Origin of the sequence: Alteromonas sp. D210916BOD_24, assembly GCF_047159385.1 — a bacterium.
GTDB lineage: Bacteria > Pseudomonadota > Gammaproteobacteria > Enterobacterales > Alteromonadaceae > Alteromonas.
The window spans coordinates 3,323,349-3,346,609 of record NZ_AP038333.1; the positions used below are offsets into that span (position 1 = coordinate 3,323,349).

Sequence of the window (23,261 nt, forward strand, 5' to 3'; positions counted from 1 at the left end):
CTAGATCCTGGCCTGATGAAACGTGGGAGACACAGGAGCAGGCAGCCCTGTTTCATCCAATGCTCGTGCTTTTATCTCGTCAAGTGTGCCGCCTCGATCAAACAGTGGTATTTCCCCTCGGGCCTGTTTCATTTCTTCCCTCAATGCCACTGTCCCTTGCTCGTCAATAACCCCATTGTGAATGATCACACCGTAGCGACGCGCACCTTCCTCTGTTACCAAGCCTCGTGCTACATCGTTAGAGACGGCAACTATATCGCGCTCATAAGGGTCGCCCCAGCCACCACCACCCCAAGTGTCGAAGTAAAGCAGATCACCCGCTTTAACCGTGATACCTTCACATTTAGCAGGCAATATTTCTTCGGTGCCATCTTGGCGAACCAAACGCTTGGTCGAACGTTTCCCGGGTAAACCACCATTAACACCCCATGGGTAGGTCAACCAGCGATCATCATGTATAGCGATCGCACCGTCGCATAAAAAACGATAGGCGACCGATAAACCATTCCCCCCACGATGCAACCCAGCACCACCGGAATCAGGAATAGTTTCATAAGTTTCGACCCTTAATGGGAAGTAGGCTTCGATAAACTCATTGGGCACATTGGTAAAGCCTGGCCATAAGGAATGACCATCTGGGCCGTCACCCACAGGCCTACCCGGTATACCGCCAAAGCCAATTTGAAATAGTTGAAACCATTCCCCTTTATCATCGTATCCTGAATAGAACAAATGCGGAGAATCCGAAAATCCGGCTGCATTCATCGCTTCTGGCGCACCCTGGCCCAACAACCCTCCCATCACGTCGAAAATGCGCCCGAGTGCGTGCGTTCTGCCCGATAATGCCGCAGGATAATTGGGCTTGAGCAAACTTCCCTGAGGAATGCGTACGTCAACTAAATCGTAAAATCCGTCGTTGAAAAGTATTTGAGGATCTACCAAATTAATGGTGAATGAACCGAAGAACATTTTGAACATATCTTCGTTCAGGTAGAAATTTATTGAGCTTTTAGCCTGAGGGTCGGTACCCGCAAAGTCAAAAATCGCTTTGCCGTTTTCCCGCCACATTTTACAGCGAATTTTATATGGCCCCATACCTACGCCATCGTCACAAAGGTAGTCCTCAAACACCCGAGGCTCTTCAGGCACTATCATGTTAATAATGGCTTCCATGGCAATGTGATTGCGCTCTAGCATAATTTCCATTGTGGAATAAAAGGTGTCATCACCAAATCGCTCAGCAATGTCTTGGCACCGTTTAGCCGCAGTTTTACAGGCCGCCACCAATGCATTTAAATCAAACCGGTTCCATTGTGGCGTGCGCACGTTGTGCAAAATCAACTCCAGAATGTCTTGTTGCAGTACACCTTTTTTGTATAACTTGGTGGGCGGAATGCGTATGCCTTCCTGAAAGATGGTTTCAGCCTTAATAGGGATAGAGCCTGGCACCATGCCACCATTATCCGACATATGACCAAACATAGCCGACCACGCTATGTGCCTCCCCTGTTTAAATATGGGCACAAGTACAATCCAATCAGGAAGGTGAGACACCGCCGCATTGGTCATGTAAGGGTCGTTAGTGAGGATGATATCCCCTTCCTCTAACTCCCCATCAAACGCACTTAGAAAGCCGTGAATAAACGAGCCAAATTGTCCTACGACCATCTTGCCATCTTTGTTGGCTATCATGGGAAAGCAGTCGCCTTGTTCGCGAATACCTGGACTCATTGCGGTGCGAAACAATACCGCATCCATTTCTTCACGGGCATTGCGCAAGGCATTTTCAATAATATCCACCGTTACGGTATCGACTTCGATTCTGGTCAATGGGGTAGAGTTCGTTTGTTTTATTTTGTTGTTCATAATTCCTCCTATTTTCCAGACGCTTGGGGATTGATAAGCAAGTTGCCCACGCTATCAACAGTCGCAATATAACCGGGCAAAATGACCGTTGTTGAGTCCATTTCACCTATAATCGCTGGGCCCATTACGGCTAACTTTTCATGCAATTTACTGCGCTCGTAAATAGCAGCCTTGTGGTATTGCCCTTCGTAATAGATTTCTGTATCGGCTAATTTGCTGTCTTCTAAGGTAAAGCGACTGTCCACCGGCGGAGGTGAAGGTAAGGCCGTCGTTTTAGCTGTGGCAATGGCACGTACCATGACGATTTCGTGCCCCGATTCTAATGCAAAGGTGAACAATTGGGTGTGTTCAGCATCGAAGTGGCTTTTCAACAAATCCAATCCATTTGTATCCAACCCTTGTTGAGTGAAAGGCACACATAACTGAAACGCCTGACCTGTGTAGCGTACATCCGCCTCATAGCTAATCACCTGATCGTCTATGGCAATTCCGTCAGCCACTAAGGTCGAGGAAGCTTTTTCGGCTAAATTCACCAGCACCTCTTTAAAACCTTGCTCTGTTAGGTCATCAACTAAAGAGACTAAAGTTTGTGAGGCTTCATCTCTCACTTGCGTAGTGGCATCCCCATAAGCACACAGTACACCTGGCCCAGGAGGAATAATGGCTGGCCATGCCTGGGTTAATATACCCAAAGCATTAGCATGCAAAGGCCCCGCTCCGCCAAATCCAACTAAGGCGAAATCTCGGGGGTCGTAACCTTGCTCAACAGAAACCAATCTCAACGCGCCGAACATGGCTTCATTGGCAATTTTAATAATCCCTTCTGCTGCGGCTTCCACACTAATTCCCATGGCATCCGCCACTTTCTTAACAGCAGATATTGCCGCGTCTTTATTAATCGCCATTTTCCCCCCCAGTTGAACATCAGAGGGTAAGTAGCCCAGCACAACATTGGCATCACACACCGTCGGCTCTTCGCCCCCCTTCATATAGGCAGCAGGGCCTGGCATTGCGCCAGCGGATTCCGGGCCGACTCGAAGCGCCTTAGTCAGCTCTGGTACGAATGCTATTGATCCTCCACCAGCTCCTACGGTTCGAACATCAACAGACGGCGCGCGCACTGTCACATCACCAACGCGGGTTTCTCGTCTTACCCGTGCTGAGGCATTTTGAATAAGTGCAACGTCAGTAGACGTTCCACCCATGTCGAAGGTCAAAATATTGTTATAGCCACCTTGCTTACAAAAATGAATCGCTCCTGCCACACCTCCTGCTGGACCCGACATAAGCAAATTTACCGGGCTTTCGGTAGCAGATCGGGCTGAGGCAAGTCCACCATCAGAACGCAAAATTGATAGGTGAATATCCTCACCCATGCGCTCAGTGAGCGCTTTGTAAAGGTTGTCGATGTAGTTCGCCACTTCAGGGCGCACATAACTGTTCACCACTGTCGTTTCAGTGCGTTCGTACTCTTGTAATTCAGGAACCACATCAGAAGAGATTGAGATGGGCATATCGGGAAATATACGCTGAGCCAACTCGCGAGCTTTACGCTCATTCTCACCGTTGACATAGGCGTTAATAAAAGAAATAGTCAGGGCAGTAAATCCGCCTTTTTCCTTTAATGAATAGAGTTCGGCTTCCAGTTTATCGACATCTAAAGGGGTAACAATTTGACCGTCGGCTCCCATGCGCTCAGACGCTTCAATAGTGAGCTCTAAGGGAGCAAGTAAGGGCTTTTTCACGTAGCTCACCCAACCGCCTAATCCACCTGGACAAAATGAACGAGCAACTTGCAGAACTTGCTTGTAACCTTGGGTAGTCACCAGTGCAACTTTTGCACCTTTACCGGTCAGCACAGCGTTGGTCGCCACTGTCGTACCGTGCATTACCCGTGCGATATCCGCCACATCCACACCTGACTCTTCGCATATGCGGTCAATACCATTAAGCACGCCCACTGATGAATCATGCGGGGTTGAGGGCACTTTCGCAGTAAAGGTTTCCCCAGAGATCTCATTAATTAGCAAGAGGTCTGTGAAAGTCCCTCCCACGTCTACGCCTAATCGATAACTCATGTTTATCCCCTATTCTGTTCTTGTTGTTCTAACCAGGCTTTGGCATGACCACCACGCGCAGTACCTGTCAATTCAATCGCTAAATTGGCTGCTTTTAAAAGGTTTGCCATGCTGATCCCGGTTTCATACCCCATCTGCTCCACAAGCAATACCACATCTTCTGTCGCTACATTACCGGTTGCGCCAGGCGCAAACGGACACCCTCCTAAACCGGCAATTGATGCATCGAATTGGCGGATGCCAGCTTCGATGGCGGCGTAAACATTGGCCACCCCCATCGCGCGAGTATCGTGAAAGTGACAAGACAGTGCGCTTGCACCAAATTCACTCACTAAAGTTTGCATAAGGGCATATACCGCATCAGGGGAAGCCGCGCCTATGGTATCGGCGACAACAATGTGAGATGCGCCAGCATTAAGTAACGCGTGGCTTACTTTGACTACCTGATCGCTATCTACCTTCCCTTCAAACGGACACGACCAAGCGGTCGCCACATAGGCTTGTACATTGCGTTGCAATTGGCTCGCCAGACTGAGTACATCCGAAGACATGGACAACGCTTGTGTCGTGGTCATGCGGATGTTCTTTTCGTTCATTGTCGAGCTTGCCGCAACTACCAACGACATAACGGGAACATTTAGTTCTACCCCAGTAGTGAACCCCCGTTCATTGGGAATTAACACTGAATAGGCTACGCTGTCTTGGTGGGAAAGTTGCCGCACAATTTCATCAGTCCCCGCCATGGCTGGCACGGCTTTAGGAGACACTAGTGCGCCGACTTCAATCGCTGGTAGCCCCGCATCAACTAATGCATTTATCAGCGACAAGCGCTGTTTTACCGTTAGCTGCTTTTTTTGGTTCTGCAAGCCATCTCTTGGACCGACATCGTTAATAGTGATTTTTTCTTTAAGTGCCATCAGCCAACCACCTTTAGATCGTAAAGGCGCGAAAGCTCCTGGGGGGATAGTCCCACGACGCCAGTTAATATTTCTTGGGTATGCTCACCGAGTTTTGGTGCGGGTGAAAAGACTTCATCAGTGGTGCGTGAAAACTTAATAGGGTTACCCGGCCCTTTCGTTTTATTCCCTTCACCTGATGTAAGTTCGACGACCATTTTTCGGTGCTTGACCTGTTCATCATTTAGCGCTTGGGAAAAAGTATTGACCGGCGCACAGGGAATGCGAGCAGCTTCTAGCCTAGACAGCCAGTACTCAGAGGTTTGCGATTGAAGTACAGTGTTGAGTGTTTCATCAATCATGTCTTTTTTAGCCCAACGGCCGGGTTGCGTATCAAATTCAGGGATATCTAGTGATGCTATCTGTACCACCGCTTTGAGGTTCTGCCAGAAGTTATCGGTTATCACGGCAATGACGATAAACCCATCGGCGGTCTTGTAGGTGTTGTAAGGCACATGAACAAAATGCGAGTTCCCTATTGGAAAGGGATCTTTATTCGACAGAAAGTACATCGTCGCCATGTAATTCAACAGCGAGATCTGACAATCCAACATAGAGATATCAACGTCTTGCCCTACTCCACTGTTTGCCCGTTCTATTAAGGCTGCCTGAATACCCATCACGGCAAACATCCCACCGCCTAAGTCTCCAATAGGTATTCCCGCGCGAACGGGGTGTTCAGGATCGGTACCTGTAATAGACATGCCACCGCCCGTGGCCTGTGCCACTTGATCAAACGCGGGGCGTTTGTAGTTAGGCCCATTGCTGCCAAAGCCTGTAATGGAACACGTGATAATTTTGGGGTTCACTTTACGCAAGTGCTCATAGTCAATCTTCAACCGCGATGGCACGCCAGCGCCAAAATTATTCACCACCACGTCAGCCTGTTTTACTAATTCATAAAACACCTGCAATCCCTCTTCAGATTTGAGGTCTATACAAACACTTTTTTTGTTTCTGTTTAACGTGATGAAATAAGCACCCATTCCATCCAGAGAGTTTTCGGGGTCGGTCGCCAATAGCTTCCGCGTGCCCTCACCTTGAAGAGGTTCCACTTTGACTGTTTCAGCCCCCAAATCAGCTAAAATCATTCCACAGTAAGGACCTGACAACATGTGCGTAAGATCGATTACCGTAACGCCTGATAATGGTTTATTCATAAATACATCCTGATAGACAATCAACTAAGCAAAAACAGTTTAAAAATTCATAGTAAAATCAAGGCCATAAGAGCGTAGTGCAGAGGGATGTACAAACGAGCCGCCGAATTCAGGGGCCGGTATAACTTCCTGCAAATACTGTTCATCGGTTAGGTTTTTGCCCCATAGCGCTATACTCCACATTTCACCAGACAGGCTTATGCGCGCATTGACAGTGCTGTATGCATCTCGCTTGGCATTACTAAAGTCTTGTGAGTGTGGGCCAGGTGGAACTCCGCCCCCCAACGTACCAAAGAAGTCCCATATGGTAGGGGTTTGCTCACCTTGCAAGGTGTGGAAATGGGTTTCGCCTACATATTGATAATCAATACGTGTGGAAAGCATGAGAGATTGAGTGAGCTCAGTATCGTAAGACAGTCCAAGTGTGTAGGAGACATCAGGTGTTTGTGGCGCTTCGTTTCCTACGCTGAGTGGACGATGTTTATTTTCAATAATTTCGCTATCGATAAAGCCCGCACCTGCAAATACGCTCAACCCTTCCGTTACACGATAATTTAGGTCTAACTCAGCGCCTTTTATTTCAAGCTCATCAATGGTAGTCACAGCGCGAAGCAACCCAAAGGGGCCTGCAAAAAACTCAAAAAACTGGTTATCTTCCACCTTGGTGTGGAAAACAGCCGCGTTTACTTTCAAGCGGTTCTCAAGAAATACTCCTTTGCTTCCAAGCTCAACGCTGGTGGTTACCTCTTTGGCATAGTTATCTGGCACAATTAACTGTGCATCCACTGCATCACCCGGGTTACCAGTGCCACTGGCATTAAACCAATAATCTAAGGTGGCTTCCGTACCGATCGAGTTAAATCCACCGCTTCGAAAACCAACGCCGTAGCTGGCGTATAAGTTAACGTTGTCCGACGCTTCGTAACTTAACGTGACTTTAGGTTGCCATTGACTGAAACTTTGCTCTCGAGAGGGAATACCTTCCGGGTTGGCATTAAATGCAGGATTAATCGGCCCAACTACCCCGTTGACGATGGTATTGACGTTATAACCTGACGCCGACACATTGGGAACGTTATTGCTTACCTCTCTCGATTCATTGTCGTAACGCACTGCCAGTGAAATTTCCCATTGGGAATTAATGTCATACTCTAGCTGACCAAATCCTGATAACACGGTCGTTGAAAACGTATCGTCAAAGAGAAGATCGGTAGGATTTGGACCGTCAGCAGGCACGTAAGCTTGTCTGAGAAACCCTTGGCCTAAATCTGCTCCATAAGCCACCACTACATCCCGCTCAATATCGGCAAAATACACACCGGCAATCCACTGCAAGGGGGCATCGGTATCATTGGAAGTAAATCTTAACTCTCCACTGTAATCCCGTTGACTGCGGTTTTGATATTGATATCCATCACATGAAGTGGGTGTATAAGGACCGTAAACACCTTGAAAATCCTGGCCTGGTGGCAGCACAACGAAAGGCGATAAGAAATCGCCAAAGAGATCACTCCTCCCTGCACCGCCAAAATCAGAAGGTAAATTGTTTAGTGTTGCTCTGTCACTTTGACACTGCTCTGTTACTTCATAGCCATAAAATGACGCACTAGTGCCATCTGACAGTAAATATTCATCTAAATCGTTGTATGCCAAGACCCCTGTGATATCGAACGTATCACCCTGCCAATCAGCTTTTAGTGAGAGCTCCGTTGTCTCTTGTTCGTTTTCACCCGGTACGTTAAATGCGAAGATAAACTCGTGGTCGTTTACGTCGTTAAAAAACGCTTCTTGACCAAAATCCTCGACAAAGCTCGGTAACGCGAAAACCGCATTGAAGTTTATCGCCCCCCCACTCACCTCACTGTATGAACCTCTTAAGTCGTAGGTAAGGTTGTCGGTAGCCTCCCAAATGAGTCGCCCCTTAACGGAAGTGTCTTCAAGGTAATCCACTACGTCATCGCGGCCTAGGTAAACATTTTCATAAAACCCATCTGTGGTTGAGTGAGACACCACTAGGCGACCAAACACGTTGTCAGTTAAAGGCCCTGTTATCATGCCTGAATAACGCTGCGTATTGTTGTTGCCAATTCCACCTTCTAAACGCGCCTCTGTAATATCCGACGGCTTTTCAGTGGTTACCAATATGGCGCCAGCCACTGCATTACGCCCGTACAAAGCCCCCTGCGGGCCCTTTAATACTTCAATTTGAGCAATATCAGTAAGGCTTTCATTAAAGCTGTTGGGGTTAGTCTGAAGAACGCCATCTACCACATACGCAAAAGTAGACTCAGCATCGCGGGTTGAAATAATGCCGCGAATATTGACCTGGGTATCACCGACGTTTGCCGCATCAACAATACTGACATTGGGAATCAAACCAATAAAATCGCCCGAACGCTCCACACCCGCGGCTTCCAGTTCTCTGGCTGACAGTGCAGTCACCGCTATCGGCACTTCTCGAATGCTCTCTGGCCGCTTACGAGAAATACTGATGATCTCCACCATCTCAGTGTCTGCCTGAGATTGCCCTTGGCTTTGTTGTTGACTCCAGGCAGGTACTGCCGCTCCTGCTGTAGCTAATGCCAATGATACTTGGAATGCCACATAACCTTTTTTCATGGTGTGCATGATTACCTCCGAACATTAATTATTGTTGTGATTCATCGTTTTTAGCCGTCGCCACAAGGTGGTTTGACTAATACCTAAGTCCTGAGCTGCTTTACGTTTGTCACCTTGCCAGCGTGTCAGCGCTTCCAAGATGAGTTCTTCTTCTTTTGTTTTTATTGTTCCTTTATCAGCCGAATAGGCTTGTCGGCTACCGCATAACTCTGGCGCAATTTGTGGCAAGGCCGGCTGTAGTCGTTGAATGTCATTTACGGTATGGAGGTAAGCCACAATGCGCTCGAGAACGTTTTCGAGCTCACGAATGTTGCCGGGCCAGTCGTGGGACATAAATGGCTGTTGTATATGTTCAAGTAGGGTGTCTGGTGTTTCGTTAAGACGGTAACGACTTACCAACTGATGCAATTTGTGTTTGGCAATGTGAAGGATGTCCGCTGGACGAGCGCGTAGAGGAGGTATGGAAATATTAAAGACATTTAAACGGTAGTATAAGTCTTCTCTGAATTCGCCACTGGCTACCATGTCAGACAATGAACGGTTTGATGCAGCAATTAATTTGAGATCAACCTCTCTTTCTTGATTCCCCCCCAACGGACGATAACTACGCTCTTGCAGGAAACGCAGCAATTTAGCTTGTTGATCCAGTGCCAACTCGCTGATTTCGTCGAGGAAAAGTGCACCATTCTCCGCTTCTTCAATTAGCCCTTTACGTCCGCCTCGCTTTGAGCCGGTATAGGCGCCATCTTGATAGCCAAACAGTTCACCTTCGAACAATTCAGAAGGAATAGCACTGCAGTTCAGTGCGACGAATTTGCCATGGGCATAGGGACCTTTTTGATGGATCTGTCGAGCGACTAACTCTTTACCTGTACCTGACTCCCCAAACAAAAGGACATTACTGGGTGAATTAGAGAACGCACTGACTTGCTGAAGTACTCCCTGAATTTCTTTAGAGCGATATACCAATTCATGACGAGGTGAAAGATTGGGTGTAGGTGCGGCTTTTTTTAACTTTTTACGATAGAGCTGATAGACAAACTGACTTGAATGTTGGTTTGAAAGCGTATCGAGGTGGAACCACCATTCTTCACCATTGATGACACATTCTCCATCACTTTCCCGTTTACCGCCGCAGGGGTGAATGAGCGCGTCTAAATCTACTTCTGCATTAGCACTTAAATTTAAATGCTCCTTGGCAGCGTTATTAAGGGTTAATGCATTATCACTTTCATCGACCATAATAATGGGCGTTTGTGACTTAGTGCGCAGCCAATCTACCAGTGCGCTGTCTTTTGTTTGTAAACGCCTTTGTTGCGCCATTTCTATAGCGTCTTGAAGTGTCTTTCTACAGGAGCTTTCTGAGTAAATCAGAAATGAAGGGATACCTTTGCTGTTCGCCAAACCACACACTAGGCTTGCGCCTACGACAGCGACATCACGTGTTCTGCTGGCAATGTGAAAATGCTCTCTGGCTTGATCAGGTGTGAGATAAATGTGTTCGGTAATGGATATGCCAAAATGAGTACTCGCAAAAGCGGCCGTACATGACGCCGCTGCAAATGAGACAAGATGGATATTGCGAGAAACCTTAGACGCCTTCTCTATGGCAGCAAAAATATCCCACTCGGTGATCTGCATTGCCACCACGGGAATAGACAGTGCGGACTGTAAGTAGCGAGCATTTGAACCCGCGCTAACCACCACGTCAGGAGAAAAATCTGAGATGTGCTGCTTTATCTCAACCGTGTTACCTACAATGGAGTCCACTATTTTAAATGTCGCTTGATGGAAGTAATCTGGGACGATACTGCCTACAAGCTGACTAAACTCATTGTAGCCGATAATGAGAATACGAAGCTGTGGATGCTCTGAGCTTACTGTCTTCACGTTATTGTTTTCCATTGTATTTCTCCAAAATTTCCCACTTGAAGCGATACAATTTTTGTTATTGTTGCACTCGGTATTGCACCGGCCATGCCAACTTAATAAAAAAAACAATGAACGTAGACTTCACGGGGACTGTGTAATAATTGAGCACCCAGTGTAGTCACACTGCTTTAAAAATAACCAGACCTTTTTATTTCATATTGAAAAAGAAAATTTCAATATGAAATTCATTTTTCCTCACAGAATTGAAAAATAGCATTGAAGTCGTAACTCGCCTTCACATCTTGTACTAACCAATTACTGAGGCCTGAACGTGGGGTGCCCTCAACCTCTAAATAGGTATGTTCACTTAACGCCCGTGAAATACTTTCAGCACCGAACGACACAAGAAAAACACCCTCGCCTCTTCTCTCTAATAAGTCCGCAATCACACCGCTATCCTCCGTGGGGCTCACTAAGACAAACCATGTTTTATCCACCTTAAACCTAGCCGTAATGGCCTGCCGTAAAGGCAAAGGTTCAATAATGGGAGAAGTGAGAAATAACTGCTCAAATGCACTGATTGCCTTATTCAGGTCACGCACTAAAAAGTTAATATGATGGAGGTGTTGGGCCATAGCACTAACTCCTTTTCTATTGTTTGAAGTACTTAAACCTCATCAGTTAAAAGTGATTTTTTACACAAGGCATATTAGGTGGTGTTGACCTTGTATAAATAGCACACCGTCCGGTGAAAAGACGCGCAGCCAGAGTCTACGCCCCCTCAACAATCATTAAGCAATTATTGGGCTACAACCGCAGGGCGGGTATAAAAATGAAAAAACAAGTCAATGATTACAATGCCACTCTCTTTTAAACGCTAAAATCCAGCGCACAATCGCATAACACAGAAAGCATCACGCGGTTTTAGAGTAAGCTAGGGGATTAGTTTACGCTTTGCGCTGTGTGCAAAAAAAGCCCACAAGCTTAGTAAACCCAACACCTACAACACGCGCTTGGAAACACGAAAATGATAAAAGCATCGAAAAGCCTACTGGCAGTCGCGCTGGTAAGTGCACTTGGCTTCATTCCTGCCCCGCATGCACTAGCAGCTGATGAAGATAGCAAGACAACGACTGAAGAAGACAGTAAGTGGGACGTGACTACGCCCCCCTTTGGCCTTAATGAAGTCACTATCAACACTTCTGAAACCACTTGGTCGAGTTTAGACGTTGCACCAAGCGGTGACTTTATGGTGTTTGACATGCTAGGTGACTTGTACAAAGTAAGCATAACAGGGGGAGAGGCAACGCCTCTCACGCAAGATTTTGCTTGGAATATCCATCCTGCCATATCCCCTGATGGCAAACAGATAGCCTTTATTTCTGACCGGGATGGTTTGAACAATGTCTGGGTAATGGACATTGACGGAACCAATTTGCGCCAAGTAACCAAGGAAAAAAACAACCTAATTCACTCGCCCAAATGGAGCCCAGACGGTGAATATCTCGTGGCAACAAAAGGCATCATGTCCAGTCGCAGTATTCCAGCGGGTGAAATATGGATGTACCACAAGTCTGGGGGAGAAGGTCTTCAGATTAAGGCGCGTACCCACGGTAAGCGAGACCAACAGAATATAGCAGACCCAGTATTTTCTGCGGATGGAAAGTATATTTACTTCACTGAAAATACCGTGGCTGGCAGTCGCTTCGACTATAACCGCGACCCACTAGAAGGCATTTTTGCCATTACCCGATATGACAGGGAAACAGGCGAAGAAAATCGCTATATCAGCGGGACGGGAGGGGCAGTAGTGCCCACTCCATCACCAGACGGTAAATACATTGCCTTTATTCGCCGTGTGAAAAACAAGACAGGGTTGTTTATTAAAGAGGTAAAAACCGGTGTAGAGACCCTACTTACCGTTGAACTTGAGCGCGATATGCAAGAAGGGTTCGGCTCTGAAGGCTATTTCGCCTATTTTGACTGGATGCCAGATAGCCAAAAGATTGTCTATTGGACAGGGGGTAAATTCCACAGCATCGATATAAAAGACAAGACCAGCCACACCATTAATATTGATGTGCAAGCCACTGTGCAATACGCCGACGCCCTGCACTTTACTGTCGATGTTGCCCCCGATGATTTTGACGTAAAAATGATCCGTTGGTCGCAAATGTCACCCGATGGCAAAACCATCCTTTTTCAAGCCCTTGGCAAGCTGTATTTACGTGACATAAAGAGCGGAAAAATCAGCCGTTTGACCAAACAAAACGATCACGATGAATATTACCCGCGCTTTTCAAATGACGGTAAATCCATTGTGTACACGACGTGGAACGATCAAGAGTTGGGCGCCGTGCGTGTGGTTTCAGTTCGCGGTGGCAAGAGTAAGGTGATTAGTCCACAACCTGGACACTATATAGAACCTTCCTTTTCCGCTGACGGCAAAAAAGTGGTGTACAGAAAATTCACTGGTGGATATTTACTGGACCCTAAATACTCGGTCGAGCCGGGTATTTACGTAGCCGATTTATCAAACAATACAGCAGAAAAAATTGCTGACAGTGGCTACAATGCCCATTTTGCAGGCGGGAATGACCGCGTATATTTTACTGAATCTGCCGGTGGTAAAGCCTATTACGAAACCCAACTTTCTAGTGTTAACTTGCATGGTCACGACAAGCGAGTTCATATATATGGCGCCGACAAAGTAAGTGAGTACAAACTTTCTCATGATAAAAAGTGGGTCGCGTTTGTGTACCAGTTCAAAACCTATGTGACGCCATTTGTTGAAAATGGCAAAAAAATTACAATTGGACCTGACATGAAGTCCCTTCCTGTCACTCAGCTATCATCACGAGCCGGCGAATATTTAACCTGGTCACCAGATAACAGTGCACTTTCTTGGTTCAATGGTCCTACGTTGTTTTCTCGCAACTTGGATGACGCGTTTGCATTTGTAGATGGCACTGATGACAGTTTACCCGAGCCGGTTTCAAAAGGTATTGATTTGTCGTTCAGTACCAAAGCGGACAAACCCACAGGTTACAAAGCATTAGTTGGCGGTACCGTTGTCACCATGCGCGACGCGAACAACACCCAGGAAGTTATTGAAAATGGTGTGGTGCTGATCAAAGACAACCGCATTGCAGCAGTAGGCAGGCGGGGAGAAATTCAAATACCTGATAACGCGATGCAAATCGATACCAGTGGAAAGACGATTATTCCCGGGTTGATCGACGCTCATGCTCATGGTGCGCAAGGCCGTAACGAAATTATTCCTCAGCAAAACTGGAGTCAGTATTCCAATATAGCGTTTGGAGTAACAACCATTCACGACCCATCCAATGATACCACTGAAGTGTTTGCTGCCGCCGAACTTCAACGGACAGGGCACATTGTAGCGCCGCGTATATACTCAACGGGTACTATTTTGTACGGTGCCGAAGGTCTGGGTTACAAAGCGATTATTAAGAATTACGATGATGCGTATTTCCATGTAGAGCGCTTAAAAGAAGCAGGGGCCATCTCAGTTAAGAGCTACAACCAACCTCGACGAGACCAACGTCAACAAGTGTTGTGGGCAGCCAAAAATCAGGAAATGATGGTGGTGCCAGAAGGAGGGGGTAAACTTCAACAAAACCTGACGATGTTAGTGGATGGTCACACAGGGCTTGAGCACAGCATACCTGTAGAAAAGGGTTACAGTGATGTCACTCAACTGTGGCAAGCCACAGACTTTGGCTACACCCCAACATTTGTTGTGTCGTATGGCGGCATGATGGGTGAAGAATACTGGTACGACAAAACAGAGGTATGGAAAAACCCACGCCTGCTGCGCTATACCCCATCCACTATTTTGGACAAGCGCGCCATTAGAAGACCGACTGCCCCTGAGGATCAATACAATCACCAAAACGTTGCACGCTATGCAAAGACCTTGAGAGACAATGGGGTCAGTGTACACATTGGGGCCCACGGACAACGGGAAGGGTTAGCTGCGCATTGGGAGCTGTGGATAATGCAACAAGGCGGATTTACGCCGTGGGAAGCACTTCGCGGGGGAACTATTGATGGTGCTAAGCACTTGGGCATGGGCAATGATCTCGGCAGTATTGAAAAAGGTAAGCTGGCTGATTTAGTGGTCATCGACGGCGATGTGTTAAGTGACATCAGAAAAAGTGAATTCGTGGAGTATACCGTGCTGAATGGGCGCGTCTATGAGGCAGCCACGATGAATGAAGTAGGCAGTAAAAAAACCCGTCAGCCTTTCTTCTTTGAAAATGACAACCGCGCATTTATGCCTCAGCAAACAGCGGACGAAATAGAAGCCAAAGCCCACCACTTTCACTGGGAGCACTAAGTTTGGGGTAGTTATAGACTAAGCCAATTCATTCGTCCTCTTTTAACAGCCAGTGATTAACCGATCACTGGCTTTTTTATGTCTTCCTTTCCAACATTTTGCTAAGGTGGAATGGTATACTTTAATTGCATGGCCATAACTTAAAAAAGGTTCAAATGGACACTGTACCGCGTCACCGCTCTACCGAATTTTGGTGCCAATCCATTGCGCCCTTAGCCTTTTTGGGAGTAATGCTCGCTGCATGGTGGGGATACTTTCACTTGTCCACCGACACATCCAACACGCTGGGACCAAGCAACGAAACGCTGTTTTTAATCGACGCTATGATTACCATGCCACTGGTGTGCTTTTTCCTCATCAAAGACAAAAAGAAAGCACTGCTTAAAGGGGTTGTGTTGGCCTCTGTGACATTGTTTATTGGTAGTTTTCTCATTCCTACCTCAGAGCAATACTGGTTGCCTTCGCTGTTGGACGCTAGATACCTGGTTATTGCGCTTTTTGTCATTTTTGAAATAGTCACAGTAATGAGCATTTGGTTGCTTATTAAACGTGAATTTAACACAGGCACTGATCCCGATTTGGCAATGCTAAATGGAATTGCACGTTATATGCCGCCAGGGACACTGCGCCAACTGTGGTGGTTTGAAGTGAGGATGTGGGCATACTTTTTGTTTCCCTCAAAAATGGCGGGGCTTCGCCCTGAAGGTGACCGACACTTTGATTACTGGAAAAAAGACGACAATCATACTAACGCATTAGGCTTTATTATGATCATCGCCTTCGAGGTGCCGATATTACACTTGCTGCTTCACTTTCTTTGGTCAGGTGTTGCCGCCAACATTGTCACCGCCCTTTCTTTACTTGGACTCGTTTTTTTTATCGCTGAACGCAACGCAATGAAATTGAGGCCAATTTCTCTCAGGTACGGTCACCAAAGTCATGATAATGAATTGATAATCCGGTACGGTTTAAGCAACCCTTTAATTGTGCCCTTATCTCACATTACTCAAATTTCTTCTCATCAGGGTGCGGTAAAACGCACAGCACACCGCCGGCGCTTTAATTTTTCGGGTGCTCCCAATATCAAGCTAATACTGCAGCCCACTGAACATGGCGCAGTGACCGAAATTTATTTAGGCGTGGATGACCCAGATGACTTACTAAGAACAATTGCCCAGTCTATGCAACAACGTGAATATGGCTAGGGGCTGTCGATTTTTGATGGGCATTCTTGCAACGAAATAAACAGGGCGCCACGTGGCGCCCTGTTTTTAAATACTATCGATTACGTCCGTATTGCTCATGGGACGACACCCAATCGGAAGAACTAATCGCTGAGGCTAACGATATTTCACCGGCCAAAACGACCGAGGCCACTATCTCTGCGAACTTATACACTTTGTCACGGCCATAACAGTCTAACAATTCCAAACACTCTCGCTGTGTACCAATGCCGGTTCCCCCGCCGTAAGTGGCTACAATCAGCGACGGAATAGTAATAGACACATACAAGTCACCTTCGTCAGTCAATTCTGAATACATCATGGCAGCAGAGGATTCAGAGACGTTTGCCACGTCTTGACCTGTAGCGATAAACATTGCGGTTATACCGTTTGGCGAGTGCAGCCCCGTATTATTTACCCCCGACAAAAACGAGCCCACGCCAGCGACCCTGCCGTGATAGTCAATTTGCTTCGGCTCCACCCGCATGACTTCTAACAGATGCTCGCGCTTGATGGTAGCTTCGGCGGTCACTCGCTTGCCTCGGGTGCGCATAATGTTAATTTGTGAAGCCTTTTTGTCGGTGGCAAAGTTTGATTCCAGATAAAAATTCTCTACGCCTTCATAGTGATCAAGGATCCACCCGCAGGCAGCGAACGTCGCCCTGCCCACCATGTTCTGGCCAGCTGCATCACCGGTTTTAAAATTGAAGCGCAGAAAAGCAAACTTGTTTGAAAGAAAATGATCAATGTAGGTCAATTTTGCCACGCTGGACGTCGCTTCTGCTTCTTCTCTTATTTTGTCAAAGTTTTGTTTGACCCACTTAACGAAATCCCGCGCGCCTCGCGCGTTTTCAAATATAAACACTGGCGCCCGCTGCATGGCGTCATCAACCACTGTAGCCGTAATGCCGCCACTCATATTCAGTAATTTCATGCCACGATTATAAGACGCTACCAGTGTGCCTTCTGTGGTAGCTAAAGGTACAACAAACTCGCCTTTGGCATGTTCACCATTTATTTTTACCGGCCCTGCAATACCTATTGGAACCTGTGCAACACCAATAAAGTGCTCAATATTTCCCTGAAGCTCTTTGGGATCAATTGAATACTTGCCTACGTGGTGAATTTTTTTGTCGGTGGCACTTTCGAAATATTGCTGACGTGATTTTATAATGCTTTCGCCGTAATCATCCATGTCATCGCGGGGAATGTGAACGCTGCGCTGTCCTTCGGGAGAGATATTGTCTTCTACTTCAAATTTGAGTTTGCCAAAGGGAGAGGCTGAAAAACATATACCCAATTTGCGCTTCTCGTGACAGGCTGCCATTTCCACATCCAGGTGAACAGTAATGCTTTGTCGAAGCCCAAATGGTGTACCCTGAGATTGATTGAGTTCCTCTACTGACACACGAGTGTCGGGAGAGAGTTGTAATGAAATTTTGTGAGTTGGAACTTCTGCTCCATCAAGAGAAATCCACTGCAGTTCATTGATGACTGCATCCTTCAATCGGTTTTTCAGGGTAAAGGATAATCCTTGCTCGGTCTTTTTCAAACTCGCTCTGGTGTATAGTTGTTTTAATAATATGCTAGGTACAAACATGAGCCTTCCTTTTTATTGCGTGTTTATTGCGTAGTTGCTGCGTTCTTCATTGTCGCATTCCCACATCTCGCTGTTTTTTTATAGCACATTCTTTGAACACTGCGATGACTAATTAACAAGTCTTTTTATTTTAGTTGAATTAAATCAATTTTCATTTTTGAGCCATGTGCTTTTAAAAACGAGCCAAAACCAACTAATCCTAGCGTTACCGCGTCTCAGACCTAGGGGCACTCCCCCGATATCTAAAAAAGACTTATGGTTAATAACGTCACTACTCAAGTGATGAATTGCAGATATCTGGCAGTAGAAAAGGAGGCGTCATGGATTGCGATGCCAGGGATAAAAGCTCTTACGGAAAAGAGAGCCAGATATCTACACCATTAGCTAAGTTCAGTCGGCAACGCTTTAAGTGCCAGATCTACCAAGTAAAAATTGACTAAAGCAAAAGGAAGCATCATGAGAAAGGGGCTGTTTCGCCAAGAGGTTATCGACCGTCAGTCGAACACGCTAAACGGTAGGTTGTTAATGACACCTCGCCCCGCTTATGTGCTGATAACAGGGGTACTTACCGCATGGGTAATCGCTGTAGTGCTTTACATCAATTTTCAAAGTTATACCCGTAAAACATCGGTACAAGGGTGGTTGGAACCACAATCTGGCACCTTTAAGCTCTATGCTCCACCACAAGCCGGAAAAATTGAACGCGTATTAGTTCAAGAAGGCGAATTAGTTAAAAAAGGGAGCGTGTTACTCCATATCAACTACAGTGACCGAGATGATATGGGCAATTCATTTAGTGCCACATTGCTACAAGAACTGAATGAACAACGTCAGCGAATACAAGACAATCTGGACAGGCTGCAATCAGTCCACAATAGTGAAATTGCGACCATTGAAAACAGGCTGGCAAACTTAAATCAGACTTACCGTGAAATCAATGAGATAGCTGCGCTGGCTAAACAACAGTGGAATATTGCAATACGTCATTACGACAACGCAAAAATACTACAAAGTGACGGTCACATTAGTCTCGCAGAACTTGCTCAACAGCAATTACAACACCTCTCTGCCGAGCAACAGTACTTGCGAGCTCAGCAGGACCGTCGCGATTTTTTAACAGAAATTCAGACGCTGACCAAACAACTTAATTCGTTGCCTCAACAACATCAAAACCAACTGGCTACACTTGAAAACACACTAAGTGACCTAAATCAGCGAATAGTATCTCATAAGAATAGTTTTGAAGAGATTATCTATGCTCCTTACGAAGGAGTGGTCAGTGGACTTAGTATTTACCCAGGTCAATCTACAGAGGCCAGCTCATTACTACTCACTTTGCTGCCTCCTAACACGCCAATATTAGCCAAAATGATGGTGCCAGTGCGCGCCGCGGGATTTATCGAGGAAGGGCAATCATTACAGATCCGCTATGACGCCTTCCCATATCAAAAATTTGGGCTTCAACAAGGTCAAGTGACCAATATCTCACATACTATTGTGTTACCCGGCGAGTTGCGAAGCTTACCCATTTCAATTAATGAGCCAGCTTATGTGGTAACGGCAATACTAAAAAGCCAGCAAATCATCGCTTATGGGAAAAAGGTCACACTTAAAGCGGGCATGACCTTTTCTGCAGATGTGCAGCTTAGCCAGCGAACGCTCATGGAGTGGCTACTTGAGCCCTTATTCAGTATTAAAGGGAAACTTTAACCATGACAGCTTCCTCACTCCATCATAAAACCGGCTTCTTGCGTACTCAGCGACAAGTTCCCACAGTACTCCAAAATGAAGCTGCAGAATGTGGTTTAGCCTGCATGGTAATGATTGCTCAATTCTATGGTGACAAGCGGGACATTAACACTTTGAGACAAACAATGTCCGTTTCACTTAGGGGGGCAACGCTGAAAGACATTATAGATATGGCCAGCCATCTTGGGTTTCATAGTCGTGCAGTCAAGATTGAGATGAACGACCTAACACAATTGCGCTGTCCTGCTGTACTTCACTGGAACTTGAACCACTTTGTGGTACTGGTAAAAGTAAAAAAGCACGCTGTGGTTATCAACGATCCTGCCCTTGGCCTCAGAACCCTGCCCTTGAACATTGTTTCACAGCACCTGTCAGGTATCGCACTGGAAGTTCAACCCAGCAATGAATTCGAACCCAAGCAAGTCTCTGAGCAAATAGGTTTAGCACAGTTTTTAGGTGGTGCTATTGGCTTTAAACGCAACCTTATTACGTTATTTACTCTCTCCTTTATTTTGCAATTGTTTGCGCTTGCGTCTCCTTACTATATGCAAACCGTCATCGATGACGTGCTTATTTACAATAACCTACCGCTGCTACAAGCCCTTGCCATAGGTTTCGCGTTTTTACTTATTATTGAATGCTTCACCAATGTATTTCGCAAACTTCTTATCCTGTCTGTGTCCACCCGACTCCAGCTCCAACTTTCCGCGTCGGTATTCAAACACCTTATTGCACTTCCCATTGACTATTTTGCCAAGCGACATATTGGTGACGTGGTATCGCGTTTTGGCTCAGTAAAAAGTATCAGAGAATTCCTTACTACGGGTGTAGTGACTGCACTGCTGGATGGAGTGATGGCAATAACGACTCTTCTAGTAATGGGTATTTACTCAATTAAACTGACCTTAGTGGTGCTTGCCGTCATTGCAGTGTATTTGTGCATGCGGTTGGTAATTTTACCTTGGACCAAACGACTCACCGCTGAAAAGATAAGCTTAGCAGCGTTGGAACAAAGCCACTTTATGGAAAGCGTGAGGGCGATTTTACCAGTTCGGGTTTACCACCAAGAAGGCAAACGACAAAGCGACTGGCAAAATAAGTTGGTGGAAACCCTTAACAAAGATATTGAGTTAGGCAAATTAAATATTGGCAGTGCTACAGCCAGTCAATTGTTATTTGGCGTAGAGAACTTAATCGTCATATATATCGGCGCCACACTGGTAATGAGCAATACCTTGACCATAGGTATGTTATTAGCCTTTCTTGCTTACAAAACCCGCTTTGTAAGTGCTATCGACAGCGTAGTGAGTCAACTGATCGAATTAAAAATGCTCGCGGTTCACTTCAGTCGTCTCAGCGATATATTACTCACCCGTCCTATCGCGCAAACAGATGCCTTAATCCCTGCATTACCCAAACTTTCACCACAAGAGAATACGGGCGAGCAGGTTGCGCTACAAGCAAGTAATATCGGTTATCGCTACAGCGCACAGGGCAATTTTGTTTTTAACGACCTCAATCTCACGGTGAAAAAAGGCGATATCGTGGCCATAGTCGGCGAAAGTGGTTGCGGTAAAAGTACACTAATTAAATGCCTTATGGGACTCTACCCCTTAACCACAGGCACTGTTAAATGTAATGGGAAAAACGCAGCGTCTTCGCTGGTGAAAATAGCAAGTGTGCTACAAGAAGACGTGTGTTTTAGCGGCACCATAGCGCAGAACATTTGCTGCTTTGAAGACTGTCCAAAGTTAGAGAACATTATCTGTGCGGCTCAACTCGCCTGCATCCACTCCGACATTATAGCTATGCCTATGCAATATCAATCGTTGGTTGGTGATATGGGAAGTAGTCTTAGTGGTGGCCAACAACAGCGTTTATTACTCGCTAGAGCATTGTACCAAAAACCCGAAATTCTATTTCTTGATGAAGCAAGTAGTCACCTTGACATGGCAAATGAAGCGCAGATCAATGCGCATTTGCAGACGCTTAATATGACTCGAATTATCGTTGCTCATCGCCCTCAATCCGTTGCCATAGCCAATAAAGTGTACCGCTTAGTCGATGGGAAATTACTTCAGCAGTCTGCCTCAAAATTTCGAGGCGCCCCGTTAAACAAACCATCTGGAGATATACTATGAGTACCCATGAAGTAAGAGAAAAATCAATATTAATGACCGATCAAGAACGTTCGCACATTGCTGCCAACGGCCTTGCCCAATCCGATGTGATAGTGCCTATGAATTGCCTGTCGAAGCGAGAGTTACAAGTCGCCCACAAGATCATGGAAGGCCACTCTAACAAGGTGATTGCATCAGAACTTTTTATCAGTGAAAGAACAGTAAAGTTTCACTGCGCGAATATTTATAAAAAGCTCAACATTTCTAATCGCACGGCGTTAATTGCAAACTGTTTTAGAACCCTATATCACGAAGCAGTAACGTCATAAGCACACTGAATTCGTTATATTCACTCACAACGCTATTACAAGGAGCGTAACTATGAAAAACCAACCACTAGACGACATGCATATTCTTCCTTCTCAACTTAACCAAATCTGTGGAGGAGTAGCAATTGAATCGCTACCGGAGGCAGGCGACCCTGTCGAAGTCCCAAAAGATCCAATCTACATATCACTGGAACTGGGACAAGCAGACGGTCTGACTCCCGATATGCAGTTGTAGTAAATATCAACACAAACATCTAACAGTAACAGGGTAATTGCAATGGCAGTGCTTTTACCCTGATTGTTGCATTCACAATGAAAGCTAGGGTAAACCATGCATATTGCGTTAATAGGTAGCGAAGTAGATCCGCAAATTATTCATATCGCGAACGCGCTTAGGGCCTCTCATGCCTCATTCTTCATTGCTAATACCGAGTATTTTGGCACTGGTTGGAGTATTAGTTACGACCCCGACTTTAACGATGGATTGATCCACTTTGACCACGCCGAAATCGGTAATGACATGGGCGACTTACCCAGAGTGACATTCTCAGCCATTCACGCCTGTTATTGGCATGAATATCGCGCTGGCGCTGTCGAAAATAGCGCCTCTGATGACTCTTCTAAAACCAGTGAGTATCAATGGACTGAACAAGAACGCTCAAGCACTTTGTTATGTTGGTTTAGCTATGAAGACATTAAATGGGTGAACCCCATTGAAGCGATTCGATCATATCAATGCAAGCCTGTTCAACTAAAAATAGCAGGTAAACTTGGCGCAAACATTCCGTATTCATTTGTCGGTAATGCCACCGAAGTTGCAGCGCAGTTTTGTAGCAATATGCGGGAGATTATCTATAAACCCACACGAGGCGGTCAAACCGCTCAATTCGTCAACAAACAACTCAACATGCGCCCTCTACTCCAGGCCTTACTTCAACAGCGCCCTGTCATGTTTCAAAAGTACATTGCGGGAACTCATATCAGAAGCTTCGTTTTAGGTGATGAAGTTGTGAGTGTGCGAATTGAATCCAATGAACTGGACTATCGCAATGACAAACGAGCACAAATAACAGCCACGGTTATCCCAAAAGACGTTCAACAGTTGGCTATTGAGCTGTGTAAAGCACTAGGAATGCATTGGTGTGCCATCGATTGGCGTAAAAGCGCGAAGAACACATTTTTCTTTTTAGAAGCAAACCCCAGCCCATTTTTTCTAACAATAGAAAAAGACACCGGCCAAGACATCACGGGAAGGTTGATTACACTGCTTACTAGTTAAAGTCTGTTCGCCTCTAAATGGCAAAAGCCCAGCATGACGCTGGGCTT

At 46.0% G+C, this 23,261-nt stretch carries 15 protein-coding genes; 7 read left to right on the top strand and 8 right to left on the bottom strand.

Annotated elements, in window-relative coordinates; genetic code table 11:
• The 7 genes from ACMCM8_RS14430 to ACMCM8_RS14460 form a co-directional block, all read right to left on the bottom strand.
• Positions 1–1,866: a hydantoinase B/oxoprolinase family protein gene (locus tag ACMCM8_RS14430; RefSeq protein WP_412723287.1), complete on the bottom strand. Its 1,866-nt coding sequence runs from the start codon at positions 1,864–1,866 to the stop codon at positions 1–3.
• An 8-nt stretch (positions 1,867–1,874) separates the two neighbouring features.
• Entirely contained in the window at positions 1,875–3,944 is a 2,070-nt protein-coding gene (locus tag ACMCM8_RS14435; RefSeq protein ID WP_412723288.1) for a hydantoinase/oxoprolinase family protein, read from the bottom strand.
• 2 nt (positions 3,945–3,946) lie between these two features.
• Positions 3,947–4,861 (bottom strand): hydroxymethylglutaryl-CoA lyase, encoded by a 915-nt coding sequence (locus ACMCM8_RS14440; RefSeq protein ID WP_412723289.1) that lies wholly within the window; start codon positions 4,859–4,861, stop codon positions 3,947–3,949.
• A complete protein-coding gene (locus tag ACMCM8_RS14445; protein ID WP_412723290.1) occupies positions 4,861–6,060 on the bottom strand; it encodes a CaiB/BaiF CoA transferase family protein in 1,200 nt (399 codons plus the stop codon). Before ACMCM8_RS14445 ends, ACMCM8_RS14440 begins: the two co-directional genes overlap by 1 nt.
• A 39-nt stretch (positions 6,061–6,099) precedes the next feature.
• A complete protein-coding gene (locus tag ACMCM8_RS14450; protein WP_412723291.1) occupies positions 6,100–8,688 on the bottom strand; it encodes a TonB-dependent receptor in 2,589 nt (862 codons plus the stop codon).
• A gap of 15 nt (positions 8,689–8,703) precedes the next feature.
• Positions 8,704–10,584 carry a sigma 54-interacting transcriptional regulator gene (locus tag ACMCM8_RS14455; protein WP_412723292.1) on the bottom strand — a complete coding sequence of 627 codons (1,881 nt, stop codon included), beginning with the start codon at positions 10,582–10,584 and terminating at the stop codon, positions 8,704–8,706.
• 212 nt (positions 10,585–10,796) lie between these two features.
• Positions 10,797–11,186: a glyoxalase gene (locus ACMCM8_RS14460; RefSeq protein ID WP_412723293.1), complete on the bottom strand. Its 390-nt coding sequence runs from the start codon at positions 11,184–11,186 to the stop codon at positions 10,797–10,799.
• 392 nt (positions 11,187–11,578) lie between these two features.
• Between ACMCM8_RS14460 and ACMCM8_RS14465 the strand changes: the two genes are divergently transcribed.
• The gene (locus ACMCM8_RS14465; RefSeq protein ID WP_412723294.1) at positions 11,579–14,914 is read left to right on the top strand and encodes an amidohydrolase family protein; all 3,336 of its coding nucleotides are present in this window, start codon (positions 11,579–11,581) and stop codon (positions 14,912–14,914) included.
• A 155-nt stretch (positions 14,915–15,069) separates the two neighbouring features.
• Positions 15,070–16,119: a hypothetical protein gene (locus tag ACMCM8_RS14470; protein ID WP_412723295.1), complete on the top strand. Its 1,050-nt coding sequence runs from the start codon at positions 15,070–15,072 to the stop codon at positions 16,117–16,119.
• Positions 16,120–16,192: 73 nt separating this feature from the next.
• Here ACMCM8_RS14470 and ACMCM8_RS14475 read toward each other — a convergent pair whose 3' ends face one another.
• On the bottom strand, positions 16,193–17,737 hold the full coding sequence (locus ACMCM8_RS14475) for a hydroxymethylglutaryl-CoA reductase (RefSeq protein ID WP_412723296.1): 1,545 nt from the start codon (positions 17,735–17,737) through the stop codon (positions 16,193–16,195).
• Between the two features lie 456 nt (positions 17,738–18,193).
• On the opposite strand from ACMCM8_RS14475, the gene ACMCM8_RS14480 reads away from it, so the two are divergent.
• The 5 genes from ACMCM8_RS14480 to ACMCM8_RS14500 all read left to right on the top strand — a co-directional run bounded on the left by ACMCM8_RS14480 (position 18,194) and on the right by ACMCM8_RS14500 (position 23,214).
• A complete protein-coding gene (locus tag ACMCM8_RS14480; protein WP_412723297.1) occupies positions 18,194–19,447 on the top strand; it encodes an HlyD family secretion protein in 1,254 nt (417 codons plus the stop codon).
• A 2-nt stretch (positions 19,448–19,449) separates the two neighbouring features.
• Positions 19,450–21,627 (top strand): peptidase domain-containing ABC transporter, encoded by a 2,178-nt coding sequence (locus tag ACMCM8_RS14485; RefSeq protein WP_412723298.1) that lies wholly within the window; start codon positions 19,450–19,452, stop codon positions 21,625–21,627.
• Positions 21,624–21,935 carry a helix-turn-helix domain-containing protein gene (locus ACMCM8_RS14490; RefSeq protein ID WP_412723299.1) on the top strand — a complete coding sequence of 104 codons (312 nt, stop codon included), beginning with the start codon at positions 21,624–21,626 and terminating at the stop codon, positions 21,933–21,935. The genes ACMCM8_RS14485 and ACMCM8_RS14490 overlap by 4 nt, the downstream gene beginning before the upstream one ends.
• 52 nt (positions 21,936–21,987) lie before the next feature.
• A complete protein-coding gene (locus tag ACMCM8_RS14495; RefSeq protein WP_412723300.1) occupies positions 21,988–22,170 on the top strand; it encodes a hypothetical protein in 183 nt (60 codons plus the stop codon).
• Between the two features lie 96 nt (positions 22,171–22,266).
• Positions 22,267–23,214: an ATP-grasp domain-containing protein gene (locus ACMCM8_RS14500; protein WP_412723301.1), complete on the top strand. Its 948-nt coding sequence runs from the start codon at positions 22,267–22,269 to the stop codon at positions 23,212–23,214.
• Positions 23,215–23,261: the final 47 nt, after the last annotated feature.

What these genes read in the sequence shown, in the direction of transcription:
- ACMCM8_RS14430 (WP_412723287.1), bottom strand. Translation starts at nt 1,866, where the DNA reads ATGAACAACAAAATAAAACAAACGAACTCTACCCCATTGACCAGAATC.
- ACMCM8_RS14435 (WP_412723288.1), bottom strand. Translation starts at nt 3,944, where the DNA reads ATGAGTTATCGATTAGGCGTAGACGTGGGAGGGACTTTCACAGACCTC.
- ACMCM8_RS14440 (WP_412723289.1), bottom strand. Translation starts at nt 4,861, where the DNA reads ATGGCACTTAAAGAAAAAATCACTATTAACGATGTCGGTCCAAGAGAT.
- ACMCM8_RS14445 (WP_412723290.1), bottom strand. Translation starts at nt 6,060, where the DNA reads ATGAATAAACCATTATCAGGCGTTACGGTAATCGATCTTACGCACATG.
- ACMCM8_RS14450 (WP_412723291.1), bottom strand. Translation starts at nt 8,688, where the DNA reads ATGCACACCATGAAAAAAGGTTATGTGGCATTCCAAGTATCATTGGCA.
- ACMCM8_RS14455 (WP_412723292.1), bottom strand. Translation starts at nt 10,584, where the DNA reads ATGGAAAACAATAACGTGAAGACAGTAAGCTCAGAGCATCCACAGCTT.
- ACMCM8_RS14460 (WP_412723293.1), bottom strand. Translation starts at nt 11,186, where the DNA reads ATGGCCCAACACCTCCATCATATTAACTTTTTAGTGCGTGACCTGAAT.
- ACMCM8_RS14465 (WP_412723294.1), top strand. Translation starts at nt 11,579, where the DNA reads ATGATAAAAGCATCGAAAAGCCTACTGGCAGTCGCGCTGGTAAGTGCA.
- ACMCM8_RS14470 (WP_412723295.1), top strand. Translation starts at nt 15,070, where the DNA reads ATGGACACTGTACCGCGTCACCGCTCTACCGAATTTTGGTGCCAATCC.
- ACMCM8_RS14475 (WP_412723296.1), bottom strand. Translation starts at nt 17,737, where the DNA reads ATGTTTGTACCTAGCATATTATTAAAACAACTATACACCAGAGCGAGT.
- ACMCM8_RS14480 (WP_412723297.1), top strand. Translation starts at nt 18,194, where the DNA reads ATGAGAAAGGGGCTGTTTCGCCAAGAGGTTATCGACCGTCAGTCGAAC.
- ACMCM8_RS14485 (WP_412723298.1), top strand. Translation starts at nt 19,450, where the DNA reads ATGACAGCTTCCTCACTCCATCATAAAACCGGCTTCTTGCGTACTCAG.
- ACMCM8_RS14490 (WP_412723299.1), top strand. Translation starts at nt 21,624, where the DNA reads ATGAGTACCCATGAAGTAAGAGAAAAATCAATATTAATGACCGATCAA.
- ACMCM8_RS14495 (WP_412723300.1), top strand. Translation starts at nt 21,988, where the DNA reads ATGAAAAACCAACCACTAGACGACATGCATATTCTTCCTTCTCAACTT.
- ACMCM8_RS14500 (WP_412723301.1), top strand. Translation starts at nt 22,267, where the DNA reads ATGCATATTGCGTTAATAGGTAGCGAAGTAGATCCGCAAATTATTCAT.